General features: G+C 51.5%; 18 protein-coding genes. All 18 read left to right on the top strand.

The genetic code is table 11. The features are described from left to right. Nucleotides 1–80 precede the first annotated feature (80 nt). The 18 genes from HMPREF1508_RS02045 to rpsA all read left to right on the top strand — a co-directional run bounded on the left by HMPREF1508_RS02045 (nt 81) and on the right by rpsA (nt 17,599). On the top strand, nt 81–2,171 hold the full coding sequence (locus HMPREF1508_RS02045; RefSeq protein WP_044958979.1) for a polyribonucleotide nucleotidyltransferase: 2,091 nt from the start codon (nt 81–83) through the stop codon (nt 2,169–2,171). 86 nt (nt 2,172–2,257) lie between these two features. Next, nucleotides 2,258–3,019, top strand: coding sequence for a segregation and condensation protein A (locus HMPREF1508_RS02040; protein ID WP_044958978.1), 762 nt, complete (start codon nt 2,258–2,260; stop codon nt 3,017–3,019). A gap of 6 nt (nt 3,020–3,025) precedes the next feature. After that, on the top strand, nt 3,026–3,598 hold the full coding sequence (gene scpB / locus HMPREF1508_RS02035; RefSeq protein ID WP_044958977.1) for an SMC-Scp complex subunit ScpB: 573 nt from the start codon (nt 3,026–3,028) through the stop codon (nt 3,596–3,598). Nucleotides 3,599–3,760: 162 nt separating this feature from the next. Further along, complete coding sequence (locus HMPREF1508_RS02030) at nt 3,761–5,173, top strand: carboxyl transferase domain-containing protein (RefSeq protein WP_044958976.1); 1,413 nt, start codon at nt 3,761–3,763, stop codon at nt 5,171–5,173. A gap of 13 nt (nt 5,174–5,186) precedes the next feature. Next, a complete protein-coding gene (locus tag HMPREF1508_RS02025) occupies nt 5,187–5,900 on the top strand; it encodes an OadG family transporter subunit (protein ID WP_006906256.1) in 714 nt (237 codons plus the stop codon). A gap of 16 nt (nt 5,901–5,916) precedes the next feature. Further along, on the top strand, nt 5,917–6,276 hold the full coding sequence (locus HMPREF1508_RS02020; protein ID WP_044958975.1) for a biotin/lipoyl-containing protein: 360 nt from the start codon (nt 5,917–5,919) through the stop codon (nt 6,274–6,276). A 27-nt stretch (nt 6,277–6,303) separates the two neighbouring features. Next, a complete protein-coding gene (locus HMPREF1508_RS02015; RefSeq protein ID WP_006906254.1) occupies nt 6,304–7,452 on the top strand; it encodes a sodium ion-translocating decarboxylase subunit beta in 1,149 nt (382 codons plus the stop codon). A gap of 284 nt (nt 7,453–7,736) precedes the next feature. Continuing rightward, on the top strand, nt 7,737–9,146 hold the full coding sequence (locus HMPREF1508_RS02010) for an oxaloacetate decarboxylase subunit alpha (protein ID WP_044958974.1): 1,410 nt from the start codon (nt 7,737–7,739) through the stop codon (nt 9,144–9,146). A 236-nt stretch (nt 9,147–9,382) separates the two neighbouring features. After that, nucleotides 9,383–9,589 (top strand): AbrB/MazE/SpoVT family DNA-binding domain-containing protein, encoded by a 207-nt coding sequence (locus tag HMPREF1508_RS02005; RefSeq protein ID WP_044959092.1) that lies wholly within the window; start codon nt 9,383–9,385, stop codon nt 9,587–9,589. A 5-nt stretch (nt 9,590–9,594) separates the two neighbouring features. Further along, nucleotides 9,595–10,329, top strand: coding sequence for an ABC transporter ATP-binding protein (locus HMPREF1508_RS02000; RefSeq protein WP_044958972.1), 735 nt, complete (start codon nt 9,595–9,597; stop codon nt 10,327–10,329). Continuing rightward, the gene (locus tag HMPREF1508_RS01995) at nt 10,329–10,979 is read left to right on the top strand and encodes an ABC-2 transporter permease (protein ID WP_044958971.1); all 651 of its coding nucleotides are present in this window, start codon (nt 10,329–10,331) and stop codon (nt 10,977–10,979) included. The genes HMPREF1508_RS02000 and HMPREF1508_RS01995 overlap by 1 nt, the downstream gene beginning before the upstream one ends. After that, the gene (locus HMPREF1508_RS01990) at nt 10,960–11,781 is read left to right on the top strand and encodes an aminoglycoside N(3)-acetyltransferase (RefSeq protein WP_242834480.1); all 822 of its coding nucleotides are present in this window, start codon (nt 10,960–10,962) and stop codon (nt 11,779–11,781) included. Before HMPREF1508_RS01995 ends, HMPREF1508_RS01990 begins: the two co-directional genes overlap by 20 nt. A 224-nt stretch (nt 11,782–12,005) precedes the next feature. After that, nucleotides 12,006–12,569 carry a hypothetical protein gene (locus HMPREF1508_RS01985; protein WP_044958967.1) on the top strand — a complete coding sequence of 188 codons (564 nt, stop codon included), beginning with the start codon at nt 12,006–12,008 and terminating at the stop codon, nt 12,567–12,569. A gap of 185 nt (nt 12,570–12,754) precedes the next feature. Beyond that, nucleotides 12,755–13,678: a MurR/RpiR family transcriptional regulator gene (locus HMPREF1508_RS01980; protein WP_044959090.1), complete on the top strand. Its 924-nt coding sequence runs from the start codon at nt 12,755–12,757 to the stop codon at nt 13,676–13,678. Next, complete coding sequence (locus tag HMPREF1508_RS01975; RefSeq protein ID WP_044958964.1) at nt 13,671–14,921, top strand: NAD(P)/FAD-dependent oxidoreductase; 1,251 nt, start codon at nt 13,671–13,673, stop codon at nt 14,919–14,921. The genes HMPREF1508_RS01980 and HMPREF1508_RS01975 overlap by 8 nt, the downstream gene beginning before the upstream one ends. Nucleotides 14,922–14,977: 56 nt before the next feature. After that, complete coding sequence (gene cmk / locus HMPREF1508_RS01970) at nt 14,978–15,646, top strand: (d)CMP kinase (RefSeq protein WP_044958962.1); 669 nt, start codon at nt 14,978–14,980, stop codon at nt 15,644–15,646. Beyond that, nucleotides 15,643–16,503, top strand: coding sequence for a 4-hydroxy-3-methylbut-2-enyl diphosphate reductase (ispH, locus tag HMPREF1508_RS01965; protein ID WP_006906246.1), 861 nt, complete (start codon nt 15,643–15,645; stop codon nt 16,501–16,503). The genes cmk and ispH overlap by 4 nt, the downstream gene beginning before the upstream one ends. Further along, nucleotides 16,484–17,599 carry a 30S ribosomal protein S1 gene (gene rpsA, locus HMPREF1508_RS01960; protein ID WP_044958960.1) on the top strand — a complete coding sequence of 372 codons (1,116 nt, stop codon included), beginning with the start codon at nt 16,484–16,486 and terminating at the stop codon, nt 17,597–17,599. Before ispH ends, rpsA begins: the two co-directional genes overlap by 20 nt. Nucleotides 17,600–17,812 lie beyond the last annotated feature (213 nt).

Raw genomic sequence — 17,812 nt, 5'->3', positions numbered from 1 at the left:
TTTTATAAAAATCACATAGCCGCAGGTTGCGATTGTAGATGATGTTTTATAGTGGGTTTGTATCAGTGGAGAAGGTTTGTATGAAGACATTTAGGATGGAACTGGCCGGAAGGGAACTTCAGATCGAAGTGGGCAAGGTCGCCAAGCAGGCCAACGGGGCGGTTATGATCCGCTACGGGGAGACGACGCTTCTGTGTACGGCGACTGCCAGCGAAAAGCCCAGAGAGGGGATTGACTTCTTCCCTCTGTCCGTCGAATTCGAGGAGAAGTACTACTCGGTCGGCAAGTTTCCCGGCGGCTTTAACAAGAGAGAGGGTAAGGCCAGCGAGAACTCTGTTTTGACCGCCCGCGTGATTGACCGTCCGATGCGTCCTCTCTTTCCCAAGGATTACCGCAATGACGTCACCCTGAACAATTTGGTGCTCTCCGTGGATCCTTCCTGCAGACCGGAACTGGTCGCTATGATCGGCACGGCAATGGCGACCGCGATTTCTGATATTCCCTTCGACGGCCCCTGCGCCATGACACAGGTGGGGATGATCAATGGGGATCTGCTGATCAATCCTTCCCAGTCTGACTGGGACAATGGAGACCTGCGTCTGACGGTGGCATCCACAAGGGACAAGGTCATCATGATCGAGGCCGGGGCCAATGAGCTGTCTGATCAGGAGATGATTGAAGCGATCTACAAGGCGCATGACGTCAACCAGACCATTATTGCCCTGATTGATCAGATGGTTGCTGAGGTCGGCAAGGCCAAGCACGATTATGAACATGTGGCAATTGACCGGCAGATGTTCGAGGAAATGAAGAAGATTGTGACTCCCGAGCAGATGGAAGAGGCTGTGTTCTCCGATGAAAAACAGGTTCGGGAGGAGAATATCCGCAGGGTGACAGAGCGCCTGGCCGAGGCTTTCGCTGACCGTGAGGATTACCTGGCTGTCCTGGATTCCGCGGTCTATCAGTACCAGAAGAAGACGGTTCGGAAGATGATCCTGAAAGACCACAGGCGGCCTGACGGCCGCGCCTTGGATCAGATCCGTCCTCTGTCTGCGGAGGTGGACTTGATCCCCCGCGTGCACGGATCCGCCATGTTCACCAGAGGACAGACCCAGATCTGTAATATTGTCACGCTTGCGCCCCTGTCAGAGGTGCAGAGGGTAGAGGGACTGGACGCCAATGTGACAAATAAACGCTACATCCACCAGTATAACTTCCCCTCTTACTCTGTGGGAGAGACCAAGCCCTCCAGGGGACCCGGACGGCGGGAGATCGGCCATGGGGCTTTGGCGGAGAGAGCGCTGCTTCCGGTTTTGCCCACCGTGGAGGATTTCCCTTATGCGATTCGCGCTGTCTCAGAGACCTTTGAGTCTAACGGGTCTACTTCCATGGCCTCTACCTGCGCTTCCTGCATGTCGCTGATGGCGGCGGGCGTTCCCATCAAGAAGATGGTTGCCGGCATTTCCTGCGGACTGGTAACAGGGGAGGACGATGACGACTATGTTCTACTCACGGACATTCAGGGTCTGGAAGATTTCTTCGGGGACATGGATTTCAAGGTGACCGGGACGAAAGACGGCATCACGGCCATCCAGATGGATATCAAGATCCACGGTCTGACGAGGACCATCGTTGAGGAGGCCATCCGAAGAACCCATGAGGCCCGTCTCTTTATCATGGACAACTGCATGTCAAAGGCGATCGACCGGCCGCGCGCCGAGTTGTCCAAGTACGCTCCCAAGATTGTGCAGATCCAGATTGATCCGTCCAAGATTGGAGATGTGGTCGGTCAGAGAGGCAAGACCATCAACGAGATCATCGATCGCACTGGAGCCAAGATCGATATTGACGAGTCCGGCGCAGTTTCTGTTTCGGCGATGGATCAGGCCGCAATCGACGAGGCGGTCCGTCTGGTAGAGATTATCACGATGGATTTTGAGAAGGGACAGCATCTGACAGGAAAGGTGGTCTCCATCAAGGAATTCGGCGCTTTCATCGAATTCGCCCCCGGCAAGGAGGGGATGGTGCACATCTCCAGGATTGCCAACCAGAGAATTGACCGCGTTGAGGATGTACTGACCCTGGGCGATATCGTCGAAGTGGTCTGCATGGGCAAGGATAAGATGGGTCGCATGTCCTTCTCGATGAAGTCGTCTGACCTGGCTCAGTGACTTTAAAAGCCTGACCCCGCTCGCCGGATCTTTCCTGCGAGCGGATTTTTTTGTGATTTTTCTTCTGTGTCGCTGTCGGAGATTTTATGGAACTCAACGTGAAACTGGAGACATTTGAGGGGCCCTTAGACCTGCTCCTGCATCTCCTTGACAAGAATAAGGTCGATATCTACGATATTCCAATTGTCGAAATCACTAGACAATATATGGAGTATATGGAGGCTATGAAGGAGGAGTCTTTAGATGTGACCAGTGAATTTCTGGTCATGGCAGCCACTCTTCTTGATATCAAGTCCCGGATGCTTCTTCCCAGGTCTGACGGAGAGGAAGCTCAGGAGGAAGAGGACCCCAGGGCAGACCTGGTTCGTCAACTTCTGGAATACAAGCTCTATAAATATATGGCCGACCAGCTGAGGGATCAGCAGTCGGCGGCCAGGCTGCATTTCTACCACAGGGCCTCGATTCCGAAAGAGGTCCGGGCCTATGAGCCGCCGGTAGATCCAAATCAGCTGATCGAAGAGTCCGGCGTCGACTTGAACCGGCTCTATGAGGTCTTTCAGGAGGCACTGCTCAGACAGGAGCGGCGGATTGATCCCATCCGGGCCAAATTCGGCAATATCAAGAGGGAAGAGATCTCTGTTGATGACAGGATCGACGACTTGAGAAAATTCGCCCGGACGAGAAAGCGTTTCTCCTTCCGAAGTCTCTTACAGGGGGCGAAGAGCCGAACGGAACTTGTCGTGACCTTTTTGGCCATTCTTGAAATGATGAAGGCAGGAAATATTGTGGTCAGCCAGGAGGAGAGTTTCGGAGAGATCGAGATCGAGTCCAGACTGACGGAGGAGTAGGGAATCATGGAGAAGAAAGAACTCTATAAGACAGTCGAGGGAATTCTCTTTACTATGGGAGATGCCGTTGAGCCAACGCGTATCGCGCAGGCTCTTCAGATTCCGCTTTCTCAGGTGACCGACTGTCTGGAGCAGATGAAGCGGGACTATGAGCTTCAGGACAGGGGAATGCGGATCATCTCTTTGGAGTCCGCCTATCAGATGTGCACCAGTACTGATATTTACGAGTCATTGATTAAAATTGCCAGACAGCCCCAAAAACAGGTCCTGACGGACGTCATGCTTGAGACCCTCTCGATTGTGGCTTATAAGCAGCCGGTCACGAAGGCGGAGGTGGACAAGATTCGCGGGGTATCCTCAGATCATGCCATCAGTCGGCTTGTGGAGTATGACCTGATTGAGGAGCTGGGACGGCTGGACGCTCCGGGAAGACCCATGCTCTTTGGGACGACGGAGCAGTTTTTGCGTTCCTTCGGGGTTTCTTCCCTGGATGAACTGCCGGCCATGAGCCCTCTCCAGGTCGAGGAGTTCCGTCAGGAGGCCTCCGAGGAGGCCGCAGAGATGGAGGTGGATATCTGATTATTTAGCGATTCATTCAGTTGAATTATCCAGATAAGAGAGATACTATTATTTAGTCGGCTTTTGGACCTTTTTCGGGGGACAGGGCCAGTAGAACGCGTTTTTTCTGCAAAGAGCATATAAAAATGCGTGAGAGAGATCATAATATATGGAGGAATGAGCATGAGTAATGTAGCAACAAGCCCTGCGTTCCGAAGAATCGAATCTCTTCTCGATGAGCACAGCTTCGTGGAACTCGGAGCGCTTGTGACTTCAAGAAGTACGGATTTTAATTCTCAGGAGCAGAAGGCTCCGTCTGACGGTGTTGTGATCGGTCATGGAACCGTCGACGGGAATCTGGTCTTTGTCTACAGCCAGGATGCCGGGGTGATGGGCGGATCCGTCGGCGAGATGCATGCCAGAAAGATCTGCCAGCTCTACGAAATGGCAGTCAAGGTCGGAGCGCCAGTGATCGGGCTTCTCGATTCGACCGGGATTCGTCTGCAGGAATCTATAGACGCCCTGGACGCGGTCGGACGGATTTATGCCAGCGCAGTTGCGGCTTCCGGTGTGATTCCTCAGCTGACAGCGGTCTTTGGCAATTGCGGCGGAGGTCTGGGAATTCTGACATCGATATCAGATTTCACCTTTATCGAGGAGGGCGCCAGACTCTTCATCAACTCCGCCAACGCAATTCCCGGCAACAGTGAGGAGACCTTAGATACTGCCTCCGCCGCCTTTCAGTTTGAGGCAGGTAACGCGGATGGGATTGGAAGCGAAGAAGAGATTCTGTCTCAGATCCGCTCTATGATCTCTCTTGTTCCCGGCTCTAATCTGCAGGAGGGAGAGGTTGCTGAGGCCTCTGATGATTTGAATCGCGCCGCCGAAGGGCTGGATGTCAAGAGAGACGATGCCCGGGCCGCCGCAGCGGAGCTCGCCGATCAGCATGTATTTTTTGAGACCAGGGCAGGATATGCCAAAGAGATGACCACAGGCTTTATCCGGCTCGGCGGAATTACGGTCGGCATCTTCGGCAACACGCAGAAGTGCGATGACCGGGATGACGGCAATCAGCTGACAGTCAATGGGGCTTATAAGGCGGCTGATTTTGTCCGCTTCTGCGACGCGTTTGATATTCCTCTGCTCAGTTTGACCAACGTGACTTCTTATGAGGCGAGTCTCTATGCGGAGAAGGCTCTGGGACAGGCTGCGGCCCGTCTGATTTACGCTCTGGCCTCCGCCTCGGTTCCCAAGATCAATGTAATTACTAAGAAGGCTGTCGGAACGGCATTTTTAGCTATGAACGCCAAGTCTGTCGGCGCTGATTTAACCTTCGCTCTGCCCGATGCGCAGATTGAGATTATGGACGCCAGTCTGGCTGCCCAGGTCATGTATGCTTCTGCCGATCAGGCAGAGCAGACGGCGCAGGCCAGGGCATTTGCAGAGAAGCAGTCAGGCGTCATCGCGGCGGCAGGCCGAGGCTTTGTCGACCGGATTGTCGCTCCCGAGGATTTGAGAAAATACCTGATTGCCGGTTTTGAAATGCTCCTTGGAAAGAGAGAGGATTTCACGTTCAAGAAGCACGGGACCAAGTAAGAAAGGTGAGACTATGAGAAAGAAAGTAAGAATTCTCGCTCTGACCTTGATCAGCATTTTTCTTCTGACTGCCTGCGGCAGCGCAAGGACGGACTACAATGGCTACTCTGAGCAGGATATTCAGTCTGTGATTCAAAAGACGGCCGGTCAGCTGCAGGCTCTGTCCGCCGATGAAGCCAGACAGTATCAGAACTACTACAGCAAGAATACAAAGGAAGAGAATGCTGCGGTCTATGCCGAGATGTTTAAAAACTGGGCCGAAAACCGCGACCAGGCGGGAGATTTCCAGGACTACGGCAAATTCACTTTGAGTAAGTCGGGAAAGACCCTGACCGCGACACAGATCCTTAAGTACAGCAAGCGCGACTTAAAGCTGACCTATGTGATGAAGGCCAAGACCATGGAGGTCACATCCATCAACATTGAGCAAGTCTATGGGTTAGGCGAGACCATGGGCAAGGCGGGACTCAATGTCCTCATGGGCATGGGAACGGTATTTTTCATGCTGATCCTGATCTCAATTTTGATCAGTCTCTTCAAATTCATTCCCGGTTCCGGCGCGTCTGTCAAGAAACCATTGATAGATGAGTTCCTGGAGGAAGATGAGGATGAAGGAGAAGATGCCGACGATCTTGAGCTAGTCGCCATTGTTTCCGCAGCGATTGCTGCGTCCACCGGAAGCTCGACCGATGATTTCGTCGTTCGGTCCATCAAGAGAAGATATTAATCAGGAGGAAGTCACCATGAAAAACTATACGATCACCGTTAACGGCAAGAGCTATGATGTCACTGTAGAAGAGGGAGCCGGATCCGCGTCCGCCCCACGCAGCCAGGCTGTCGCAGCTCCCGCAGCAGCCCCTGCAGCCCCTGTGGCAGGCAGTGGAGCAGGATCTGTTCGCATTGAGGCCGGAGCCGCAGGCAAGGTCTTTAAGCTCAATGTTCCTGTGGGAACCGCGGTCAAGAAGGGGGATACAGTTTTAACCCTTGAGGTTATGAAGATGGAGACCCCGGTTGTTGCTGCCCAGGACGGTACCGTCGCGTCAATCGAAGTAACAGAGGGACAGCAGGTCGAGGCCGGTGATCTTCTGGCCACCATGAACTAAGCGAGCCTTTCCAGGAGGAAATAATTCATGAGTTATGTTTTGGAGACGATAACAAACCTCCTCGGTCAGACAGCTTTCGCGAGTCTCACTCCCGGAAACTATGTCATGATCGGCGTGGCCTGCGTCTTCCTCTTTCTTGCGATCAAGAAGGGCTTTGAGCCCCTCTTGCTGGTGCCGATTGCGTTCGGCATGCTCTTGGTCAATATCTATCCCGATATTATCGCAAGTCCGGAGGATACCAGCAACGGCGTGGGAGGTTTGCTCTACTATTTCTACCAGCTGGACGAGTGGTCCATCTTACCGTCTCTCATCTTTATGGGCGTCGGGGCAATGACTGACTTCGGTCCTCTGATCGCCAATCCCATTTCATTTTTGATGGGGGCGGCTGCTCAGCTGGGAATCTATCTGGCCTATCTTCTGGCGATTTTTATGGGATTTTCCGACAAGGCCGCAGCGGCCATTTCCATTATCGGAGGAGCGGACGGTCCTACATCGATTTTCCTGGCGGGCAAGCTGGGACAGTCGGCTCTGATGGGGCCGATCGCCGTGGCGGCGTATTCTTATATGTCCCTGGTGCCCATCATTCAGCCTCCGATCATGAGGTTGTTCACGACCAAGGAGGAGCGGTCCATACATATGGCGCAGCTTCGTCCGGTGTCCAAGCTGGAGAAGATTCTCTTTCCTATCATTGTGACGATCATTGTCTGCCTTGTGCTTCCCACGACGGCGCCCCTGGTCGGGATGCTGATGCTGGGCAATCTCTTCCGTGAGTCCGGTGTGGTTCGTCAGCTGACAGAGACCGCGTCCAATGCCATGATGTACATTGTCGTTATCCTGCTGGGAACTTCCGTAGGAGCTTCTACTTCCGCGGAGGCCTTCCTCAATGTGACGACGATCAAAATCGTTGTTCTGGGTCTGATTGCCTTCGCTTTCGGTACTTTCGGAGGTGTGATCCTGGGAAAAATCCTGTCCCATATCACACACGGCAAGATCAATCCTCTGATCGGGTCCGCCGGAGTATCCGCTGTGCCGATGGCCGCCCGTGTCTCCCAGAAGGTGGGTGCAGAAGAGGATCCGACCAACTTCCTTTTGATGCATGCAATGGGCCCCAATGTCGCCGGTGTTATCGGCACGGCTGTCGCGGCCGGCGTCTTCATGGCAATATTTGGGATATGATGATCACAGCCGAGCAAAGCTGGTGTATTGCGCGTGGGGAGCTCGCTCACCAAAGCGCGATACATCAACTTTGAGAGGCGCCTCTGCATGAGCATGAAGCGATGCGGAGCAGAGCGGGAATGCGAATGCAGGGGAGGATTGCGGGAGCGCGAAGCGCGGAGCAATCCGGTGATCATCAAGGAATTACGACACGCCCCTGCATGAGCATGAAGCGATGCGAAGCAGAGCGGGAATGCGAATGCAGGGAGGAAAACACTTGTATCACTTGTTGAGAGGAGAGATACATGGCTGATAAGAAATTAAAGATTACAGAGACGGTTCTGCGTGATGCCCACCAGTCTCTGATTGCAACCCGCATGACGACGGAGGAGATGCTTCCCATTGTTCCGGCCATGGACAAGATCGGCTACAATGCAGTGGAGTGCTGGGGCGGAGCTACTTTCGATGCCTGCCTGCGTTTCTTGAAGGAAGACCCCTGGGACCGTCTGCGCAAGCTCAAAGCTGGCTTCAAGAACACGCCTCTGCAGATGCTCTTCCGCGGACAGAATATCTTAGGTTATAAGCCCTATGCGGATGACGTTGTGGAGTACTTCGTACAGAAGTCTGTGGCCAATGGAATCGACGTGGTACGTATCTTTGACTGCCTGAATGACCTGCGCAATTTAGAGACGGCGGTCAAGGCGACGGTTAAGGAGGGGGGACACGCCCAGGTAGCCCTGTCCTATACCCTGGGTGACGCCTATACCTTAGATTACTGGATGAAGAAGGCCAAGGGCATTGAAGAGATGGGAGCCAATTCCATCTGCATTAAGGACATGTCCGGGCTGCTGATTCCCAAGGCTGCGACCGAGCTTGTCAGCGCCTTAAAATCCGCGACGGATCTGCCGATAGAGATTCATACTCACTACACCTCCGGCGTAGCTTCCATGACCCTGATGAAGGCGGTTGAGGCAGGCGCTGATATCATCGATACTGCCATTTCCCCCTTTGCCCTTGGAACTTCCCAGCCTGCAACAGAGGTTATGGTTGAAGCCTTCAAGGATACTCCCTATGATACAGGCTTGGATCTGGACAAGCTGGCAGAGATCGCCGAGTACTTTGCTCCCATTCGCCAGAAGTACATCGATAATGGCCGCCTGGATCCCAAGGTCCTGGGAGTTAATATCAAGACCCTCATGTATCAGGTTCCCGGTGGCATGCTCTCTAACCTGATTGGTCAGCTCAAGGAGCAGGGAAAGTCTGACAAGCTGCAGGAGGTTCTCGAGGAAGTACCCCGCGTCCGCAAGGATCTGGGTGAGCCCCCTCTGGTTACCCCCTCTTCACAGATCGTGGGAACACAGGCCGTCTTCAATGTCCTCATGGGAGAGCGCTATAAGGTCGTGACGGATCAGACCAAGGATTTGCTCCTGGGTAAATACGGAAAGACCGAGAAATCCTTTAATCCCGAGGTTGTCGAGAAAGCTCTGGGCGATCGTAAGTCTGAGGCGATCAGCTGTCGGGCGGCGGATCTGATAGAACCCCAGCTCCCGGAAATGGAAAAGGCAGTTGCTCCTTACAAACAGCAGGATGAGGATACCCTGTCCTATGCCCTCTTCCCCCAGGTCGCTGTCGAGTACTTCAAGTACCGTCAGGCTCAGCAGACCAAGATGGACGCCAAGCTGGCAGACAGCGAGAACGGGGCCTATCCTGTATGAGCTTTTGCCTTTTGGCGAAAATTCTTCCGAGATAAATATTTTCGCCAACAGGATTGATATTCGCAGAGCATAGATTTACTGTCATGAATCAAGGAGCCGGTTCTTTATGTGAATCGGTTCCTTTTTTATGCCTATGAAATGCCCGTGTCGTTTGCCTTCCATTGTATAAGAGAATAATGTATAATAAGTTATACAAATCATACATAACACACTTTTATTCCAAAGGAGGGATTATCGTGAAAGCACCAAAAGGGAAATATGCATGGACAGCTACCGTTGGGGAAAAAGGTCAGATTGTGATCCCGAAACAGGCGCGGGAAGTATTCCATATCGAACCCGGTGATACCATTCTGCTTCTCGGCGATGAAAAGAGAGGGATTGCCATCCCGCCGAAGGGCGCTTTTGCACACCTGATGGAAGAGGCTTTTGAAGGGGGAGAATAAATCATATGGAATATATCCTGGAAGTAAATGGTCTCGCGAAAAGATATCCGGCCTTTGAATTAAAGCCTGTCAGCTTGCGTATGAAGGCGGGAGAGATTATGGGATTCATAGGCAGAAACGGAGCCGGAAAGACAACGACGTTGAAATCAATTCTGAATCTTGTGCATCCGGATGCGGGCAGCGTTCATGTTTTTGAAAAGGAATATCTGAATCATGAGGATGAGATCAAACAGGAGATCGGCTATGCGGTCGGCGGGATCAATTACTATAAGAGAAAGAGGTTAAAGGAGATCGTATCCATTACCCGTGTTTTCTATGACAACTGGGATGATGAGGCCTATCGCCATTACCTGGCGGCATTTAAGCTCGACGAGAATAAAAAGATGATGGAGCTCTCCGAGGGCATGAAGGTAAAGTTCTACCTGACTCTGGCCCTTTCTCATCATGCAAGGCTGCTTATTTTAGATGAACCGACAAGCGGACTTGACCCGGTATCTAGAGACGAGATCAATGAGATCTTTCAGAAACTCGCTGAAAAAGGAGTGGGGATCTTGTTTTCCACCCACATCACCAGTGACCTGGAGAAATGCGCGGATACGATTACTTACATCAAAAACGGAGAGTTGCTTTTGTCAACGGGAAAGGAAGATTTTATTCGCCATTATGCAGAAGAAATGGGCCGAGCGCCAAGTCTTGAAGATATCATGGTGCATATTGAAAGAGAGAAGGTGGACTTGTGATGAAAAAACTTCTGTATAAGGAAATGAAGCTGTCAGCAAACCCTTTGAGCTATTGGTTCATCGCCTTTTCAGCTATGACGATGCTTCCGGGGTATCCGATTCTCGTCTCCTCCTTTTTTATCTGTCTTGGAATTTTTTATACCTATCAACAGGTTCGGGAATACGATGATATTACATACACGGTTATGCTGCCGGTGAGAAAGCGTGATGTGGTCACAGCCAAATATCTCTTTGTACTGCTCATTCAGGGGGCGTCCTTTTTCTTATGCGCGGTGCTGACGATGATCCGGATGACTTTTTTAGGGGATGTTGCTCCCTATGTGACAAATCAGCTGATGAACGCAAATGCCGCCTACCTTGGATATGTATTGATCGTATTCGCGATATTTAACAGTATTTTTCTGGTAGGCTTTTTCAGGACGACGTATAAGATCGGAAAGCCCTTCATTACATTCTGCCTGATTAGCTCCATTATAATAACGGCAGGGGAAATATTGCATCATATTCCCGATCTGGAAAGCCTGAATGACCCGTCAAGAATTTTTGCCCTGCAGCTGGCCATATTGGCGGTTGGTATCATGATATTTATATTAAGTACCTGCCTATCCTACCCAAGGGCTGTGAGGAGCTTTGAAGAAATTGACTTGTAAATCAGACGAGAGAAAGATTATGAAAGTGGTACGCAAAGAAGATATCGTGCAGGGACTCAGGAAAATTGGTCTGAAGCGAGGGGATATTATTATTGTACATACATCCTTAAAGAACATTGGATATGTATGCGGCGGGGCACAGGCTGTGATAGAAGCCCTCATTGAAGTGGTGACATCGGAGGGCACCATTGTGATGCCGACACAGTCATGGAAAAACCTGGATCCCGAAACAGGTGTGCATTGGGACGCGGATGAGTCAGACTGGGATAAAATCAGAGAAAACTGGCCGGCATATGACAAAGAGATCGCACCGACCAATACGATGGGAGCTGTTGCGGAAATGTTTCGACAATGGCCAGGCAGCATCCGAACAGATCATCCGGCAAGATCCCTGTGCGCATGGGGAAAACATGCTGCCTATATTACGGCGGAACATAGCCTTTCCAATATATTTGGAGAGGGTTCACCGATCGCAAAGCTCTATGAACTTGACGCAAAGGTATTGTTACTGGGCGTCGGATATGACAAGAATACATCGATTCACTTGGCAGATGTACGTGCAACATATCCGGGGAAACATAACTGCGTCGAACACAGTGCCATCCTTGAAAAGGGGGTGCGCGTATGGAAGGCATACAGTACCTTGTTTGTTGACGGAGCAGATTTTGAGGAGATCGGAAGTGCCTTTGAGAAAACAGGACTTGCAAGTGCAGGTAAGGTGGGCAAGGCCGATTCCAGATTTATGAGGCAACGCGATATTGTAGATTTCTCTGTTTCCTGGATTGAGAGCCATCGAAGATAAACCGGTCTAAACCGGTCTAAACCGGCTAAACCAGCTTTTTCCAAACCGGATTTTAACTTCGTGGACAAACTGTGTGCAATCGTGTTAGATTATATTTAGTAACAGCTGTTATAGGGGAGAAATGGAGTAGAAGCGTCTGGCGGCGTATAGAAGTCTGATATATTGTGTATAGAGATCGGATATATGATTGATAGGGGACAGGAATCACTTAACAGGAGGGAAAGATGAAGCATAAGAACTTGCGAATTACCCTTGAGGCGCTGTTTCTTCTGGCGTGGATGATGATTGCGATTTGTTTGACATTTTATTTTCCAATGAGGATCCTAATGCTCTCGGTGTCCTTACTCCTTTTGGCTGCCTATGATTTCTATGCCGGGATGAAAAGCCAAGGATTAAGGAGCGTGTTCTACTTCCTCTCAGGCTTTGCCTTTCTGGTGGAATGTATTTGTATACTGAGGGAAGATTGGAATGTTTTTTTCATTCAAATCAGTGCGGCTCTTCTGATCTTCATATGCCAGATGGTCGCTTACTGGATGGATGACGGAACTGCGGTCAGAGAATCAGATCACAAGGGAAAGGGGGCAGGCAGGGCCCTGATCGGAGCAAGGAACCTTGCGCTGGTCTGCAGCTGGAGCGCATTTTTGATTGTCAAGAACGCAGTGTATGACACATCGTTTCCTGGGATAATTGCCCTCATTTTATTTGCTGTTTATCTGATTTTGCATTTTCTTGTCTGGTACATGGATATGCGCAATATAGACGAAGAGATGTCAGTGAGCTGGAGATGACTTTCTCCTGGGGAAAAATGAAGGAGCCGGGAGGACAGAGCAGGTCTTCCCGGCTCTTCCTTTCGGTCAGTTCCGCTTTACCCTTCAGACAATTTTCGGCTTGCCCTTTGGTTAACGCGATTGGACAAAGGGCGGTCCTCTTTTTTATAATGAATGGGTGTATCGCGAGGAAAGGGGCAGCGGATATGGCAGTGAAGAATGACTTGATGGCCCGCATCAATGCCGACTACAGCAGGATGAGCAAGGGACAGAAGTGGATCGCCAATTATATAGCGGATTATTATGATCAGGCGGTTTTTATGACGGCGGCTCAGCTTGGAAGAGCGGTCGGCGTCTCTGAGTCCACAGCGGTCCGCTTCGCCATGTCGCTCGGCTACTCCGGTTATCCGGCCTTTCGCAGGGATTTGGAGGACAATGTCAAGAATCGCCTGATGGAGCGACAGGAGATCAAGAGCCAGAATAAAAGAGCCGGAAAATCTCAGATCCTGGCCCAGATCCTGGAGTCTGATCGCCATCAATTGGAGGAGACTCTCCGGCAGACGGACCAGAATGCTTTCGATGAGGCGGTCGACATTATCCTGTCAGCTAAAAATGTCTATATTGTGGGGCTAGGGGCGTCCGCGCCCCTGGCCATGTATCTGGTCTCATACCTGCGCCTGGTCAGAGACGATATCCATATCATCACCAGTCTGAACACCTCTGAGATTTTTGAGCAGATGATCCATATCGGATCCAAAGACACCCTCTTTGGGATCAGCTTTCCCCGCTATTCCATGCGGACCTTAAAGGCGATGGAGTTCGCGAATGCCCGTTCCGCCAAGGTGATCTCTCTGACAGACCGGGTCACATCCCCCATGAACCTCTATTCCTCCTGCAATCTGACAGCACAGGTAGAGCTCAACGAAATAGCCCAGTCCCTGGTCGCTCCCATGAGCCTGATCAACGCCCTTCTGGTCGCCATGGCCAGGAAGAGGAAGAGCGCGGTCGCAAGACAGATGAAGACTTTGGAGGAGCTTGTCAGAGAGTATGCATTTGATGGGATCGATGAGCTCAATCCATCGGACGATTCCCTTGGGATGGACTATCCGGGTGAGGTGAAGCATGCCTGAGATCATCGTTGTCGGCGGCGGCGCTGCCGGACTTATGGCAGCTTACGCCGCCGCAAGCCATGGGGCAAAGGTCACTCTCCTGGAGAGAAATGAGAAATTGGGCAAGAAGATCTACATCACCGGGAAAGGCAGGTGTAATTTCACAAACGCCTGTGATCCGGAGGAATTCTTCTCGCATCTGGTCACAAATCCCAAATTTATGTATTCCGCCTTCTATTGCCTTGACAATCAGAGGGTAATGGAGCTCTTTGCTCAGGGGGGAATGCCCTGCAAGGTCGAGCGCGGAAACCGGGTCTTTCCGCAGTCGGATCACGCCTCGGATGTGACCAATACCCTGGCAGGGCTCTGTAGGAAAGCGGGAGTCAAGATCTGGCTTTCCTGCAGGGTCAGGGATCTGGTGCTTGAGGCAGGAGAAACGAGCGTTGTCGCAGGTCTGATTCTTGAAGACGGGCGAAAACTGCGGGCGGATGCCGTCATCCTTGCGACCGGAGGCCTGTCTTATCCCTCGACGGGGTCGACCGGGGACGGTTACCGGATGGCTGAGAGCCTGGGACATTCCATAAAGGAGCCGATCCCCGGTCTGGTACCTGTGACTGTGGCAGAAGCTGACCTCCTTACCTTGCAGGGACTCTCCCTGCGCAATGTTAGCTTTAAGGTTTTCGGCAAGCAGGGGAAAAAACTTTACGAGGCATTTGGAGAGATGCTCTTTACCCATTTCGGGGTCTCCGGCCCCCTGATTTTGTCTGCGGCCAGTATCCTTGGCAGACGTCTTCGAAAAGAGGGAATTCTGCGGGCGGAGATTGATTTAAAGCCCGCTGTAAGCGAGCAGGAGCTTGACGCCAGACTGCAGAGGGAGATCAGGGATAAGATCAACAGATCCTATAAGAATCTCTTCGGGGGACTCCTCCCATCCAAGCTGATACCGCTTGTAATTGTGAGAACCGGGATTGACCAGGACAAAAAGATGCATGATCTCACAAGAAAAGACCGGGAGCGGATTTTGCGCTGCCTAAAACACTTTCCCCTGAGCCTGACCGGAACCCGGTCATTTTCAGAGGCCATCATCACCCAGGGTGGGATTTGCGTCAAAGAAATCAATCCTTCTACCATGGAGTCCAGGCTGGTAAAAGGGCTCTATCTGGCCGGGGAGCTCATCGATGTGGATGCTCTGACCGGCGGCTTTAATCTGCAGGTGGCCTGGTCGACAGGATATCTGGCCGGGATATCCGCGGCGGGGTCTTGAGCGTTTTTTTTGATGGAGTGCTCTGATTTGGATTTGAAAGAGAAAAGAGGCGTATCATGTATATGAATATCGCAATTGACGGCCCCGCGGGGGCAGGAAAGTCTACTATCGCCAGGCGGGTGGCAAAGGAACTCGGCTATCTCTATGTCGACACCGGGGCCATGTACCGGGCCATTGCCCTCTTTTTGCTTCGGTCAGGAGTGGATTTAAGTGACGAAGACGCTGTCTCAAAGCAGGTCAAAGACTGCCATGTATCCCTTCGCTATCGCGAGGGACAACAGGAGGTTCTCCTCAATGGGGAGGATGTCTCTGGCCTGATCCGCACGGAAGAGGTTGGAAATGCCGCCTCTGCCAGCAGTGTCTATCCAGAGGTCAGAGACCAGCTGACCTGTCTGCAGAGAGAACTGGCGGCCCAGGAAAATCTGGTCATGGATGGGAGAGATATTGGCACGACCGTCTTGCCCCACGCATCCCTCAAGATTTATCTGACCGCGTCGGCAAAGACCCGCGCTTTGCGCAGGGCAAAAGAATATGAGGCCCAGGGGAAAGCCTTTGATCTGGAGCAGATTCAAAGAGACATCGAGGAGAGAGACGACAGGGATATGCACCGTAAGGTCTCTCCCTTAGCGCAGGCCAAGGATGCGGTTCGGATCGACTCTTCTCAAATGTCCATCGATCAGGTGGTGGAGCGGATCCTGCAATTGGCAGAAGAGGAAATAAAATGAAAAACGTGATTTTGGCGCCTTCCGCCGGCTTTTGCTTCGGTGTACAGAGGGCCGTCGATATGGTCGATCAGGAAATTGCCAGGGGAAAGGGGCCGATCTACACCTATGGTCCCATCATCCACAATGAGATTGTCGTCCGGGATTTTGAAAAGAGAGGGGTCGCAGTCATCGAGGAAGGGCATGATTTGTCTGAGTATGAGCCCGGCATTGTAATCCTGCGCTCTCACGGGATCACAGCGAAGGTCTATCATGACCTGGAGGATCATGGATTTACGCTGGTGGACGCCACCTGCCCCAATGTTCTTCGCATTCACCGCCTGGTGGAGAAATACGCGAGGGAGGGCTATCACATTCTTATCATCGGCAATGCGAGACATCCGGAGGTGGAGGGGATCATCGGCTGGATCCCGGCGGGAAGCCCCTATACCGCGATTACGACAGAAAAAGAGGCGGAGGCATTTACCCTGTCCGAAAATGACAAGCTGCTTGTGGTCTCTCAGACTACATTCAACTATAAGAAATTTGGCCAATTGGTTGAAATACTTGAGCAAAAAGGATATGATATTACCGCTGTTAATACGATCTGCAATGCGACGGAAGAGCGTCAGAGAGACGCTTACGAGATCGCACGCAAGACAGATGTCATGTTGGTTATTGGTGGCAAAAACAGTTCCAATACACAGAAGTTGTATGAGATCTGCAGCCGTGAATGCAAGCAAACGTACTTTATCCAGACCATAGATGATCTTGATGTGTCGGTACTACAATCCATTCAAAATGTAGGCATAACAGCAGGGGCCAGCACCCCACAAAAAATTATAAAGGAGGTTCAAACTAATGTCAGAAATGAGTTTTGAACAAATGCTGGAAGAGAGTCTTAAGACAATCAGAAATGGAGAGGTAGTGGAAGGCACGATTTTATCCGTTAAGCCGGACGAGATCATCCTGAACATCGGCTACAAGTCCGATGGCGTCATCTTAAGAAGTGACTACTCCAATGATTCCAACCTGGATCTGACCACCCTGCATAAGGTTGGCGATACCATGGAGGCCGTTGTCACTAAGGTGAACGACGGAGAGGGTCAGGTGAGTCTTTCATACAAGAGACTGCTCCAGGAGAAGGGCAACCAGAAGCTTGAGGCGGCCTTCGAGAACGAGGAAGTGCTCAAAGCGCCTGTGACACAGGTTCTCAAGGGAGGCCTTTCTGTCGAGATCGAGGGAACCAGAGTCTTCATCCCGGCAAGTCTTGTATCTGACCGCTATGAGCGCGATCTGAACAAGTATCTGGGCCAGGAAATCGAGTTCAAGATCACGGAGTTTAATCCCCGCAGGAGAAGAATCATCGGCAATCGCAAGATGATTCTTGTAGAGCGCAAGAGCGAGATCCAGAAGGATCTTCTGGAGAAGCTCAAGGTTGGCGACATCATTGAGGGCACCATCAAGAACATCACGGATTTTGGCGCCTTTGTAGACCTGGGCGGAATCGACGGACTTCTGCACATCTCTGAGATGAGCTGGGGCCGCGTTGAGAATCCCCGCAAGGTATTCAATGTGGATGACAAGGTTCGCGTCTTTATCAAGGAGATCAACGGAACCAAGATTGCCCTCTCCCGCAAGTTCGCTGATGAGAATCCCTGGAACGGCGCGTCTGAGAAGTTCGCCGTCGGCACTGTTGTTGCCGGCAAGGTTGCCCGCATGACTGATTTCGGAGCCTTCATTGAGCTTGCGCCCGGCATTGACGCCCTGCTCCATGTCTCTCAGATCTCCAAGGATCATGTCGACAAGCCCTCTGACATTCTTTCTGTAGGTCAGGAGGTTACCGCGGTTATCGTCGAGTTCCGCGAGGCGGATCACAAGATCAGTCTTTCCATGAAGGCTCTTGATGACTCCAACTCCCGTTTCGCGCACGATGAGGATGTTGAGACCGCTTACACCGACAGCGATGCCGAGTAATTGACGGTATGATTTTCAGGAAGGTCGACTGTTCTCTGAGAAGCTTGTCTCTTTTCTGAGACAAAAAAGCTGACTGTCGCATTGATATCTGTGTTTTAAATGGAGATATCATTTTGTATGGTATCAGGACAAAATGTGCTGATGAAAACCCCTACAAGCCCTTGTAAATAAAGGGCTTGTAGGGGTTCAATCTTTTTTCAGGGAACTTTGAGG

Source organism: Shuttleworthella sp. MSX8B (assembly GCF_000524295.1).
GTDB lineage: Bacteria > Bacillota > Clostridia > Lachnospirales > Lachnospiraceae > Shuttleworthia > Shuttleworthia satelles.
The sequence above is the reverse complement of the archived record's forward strand: the minus strand, read 5'-3'. Positions and strand labels throughout refer to the sequence as shown.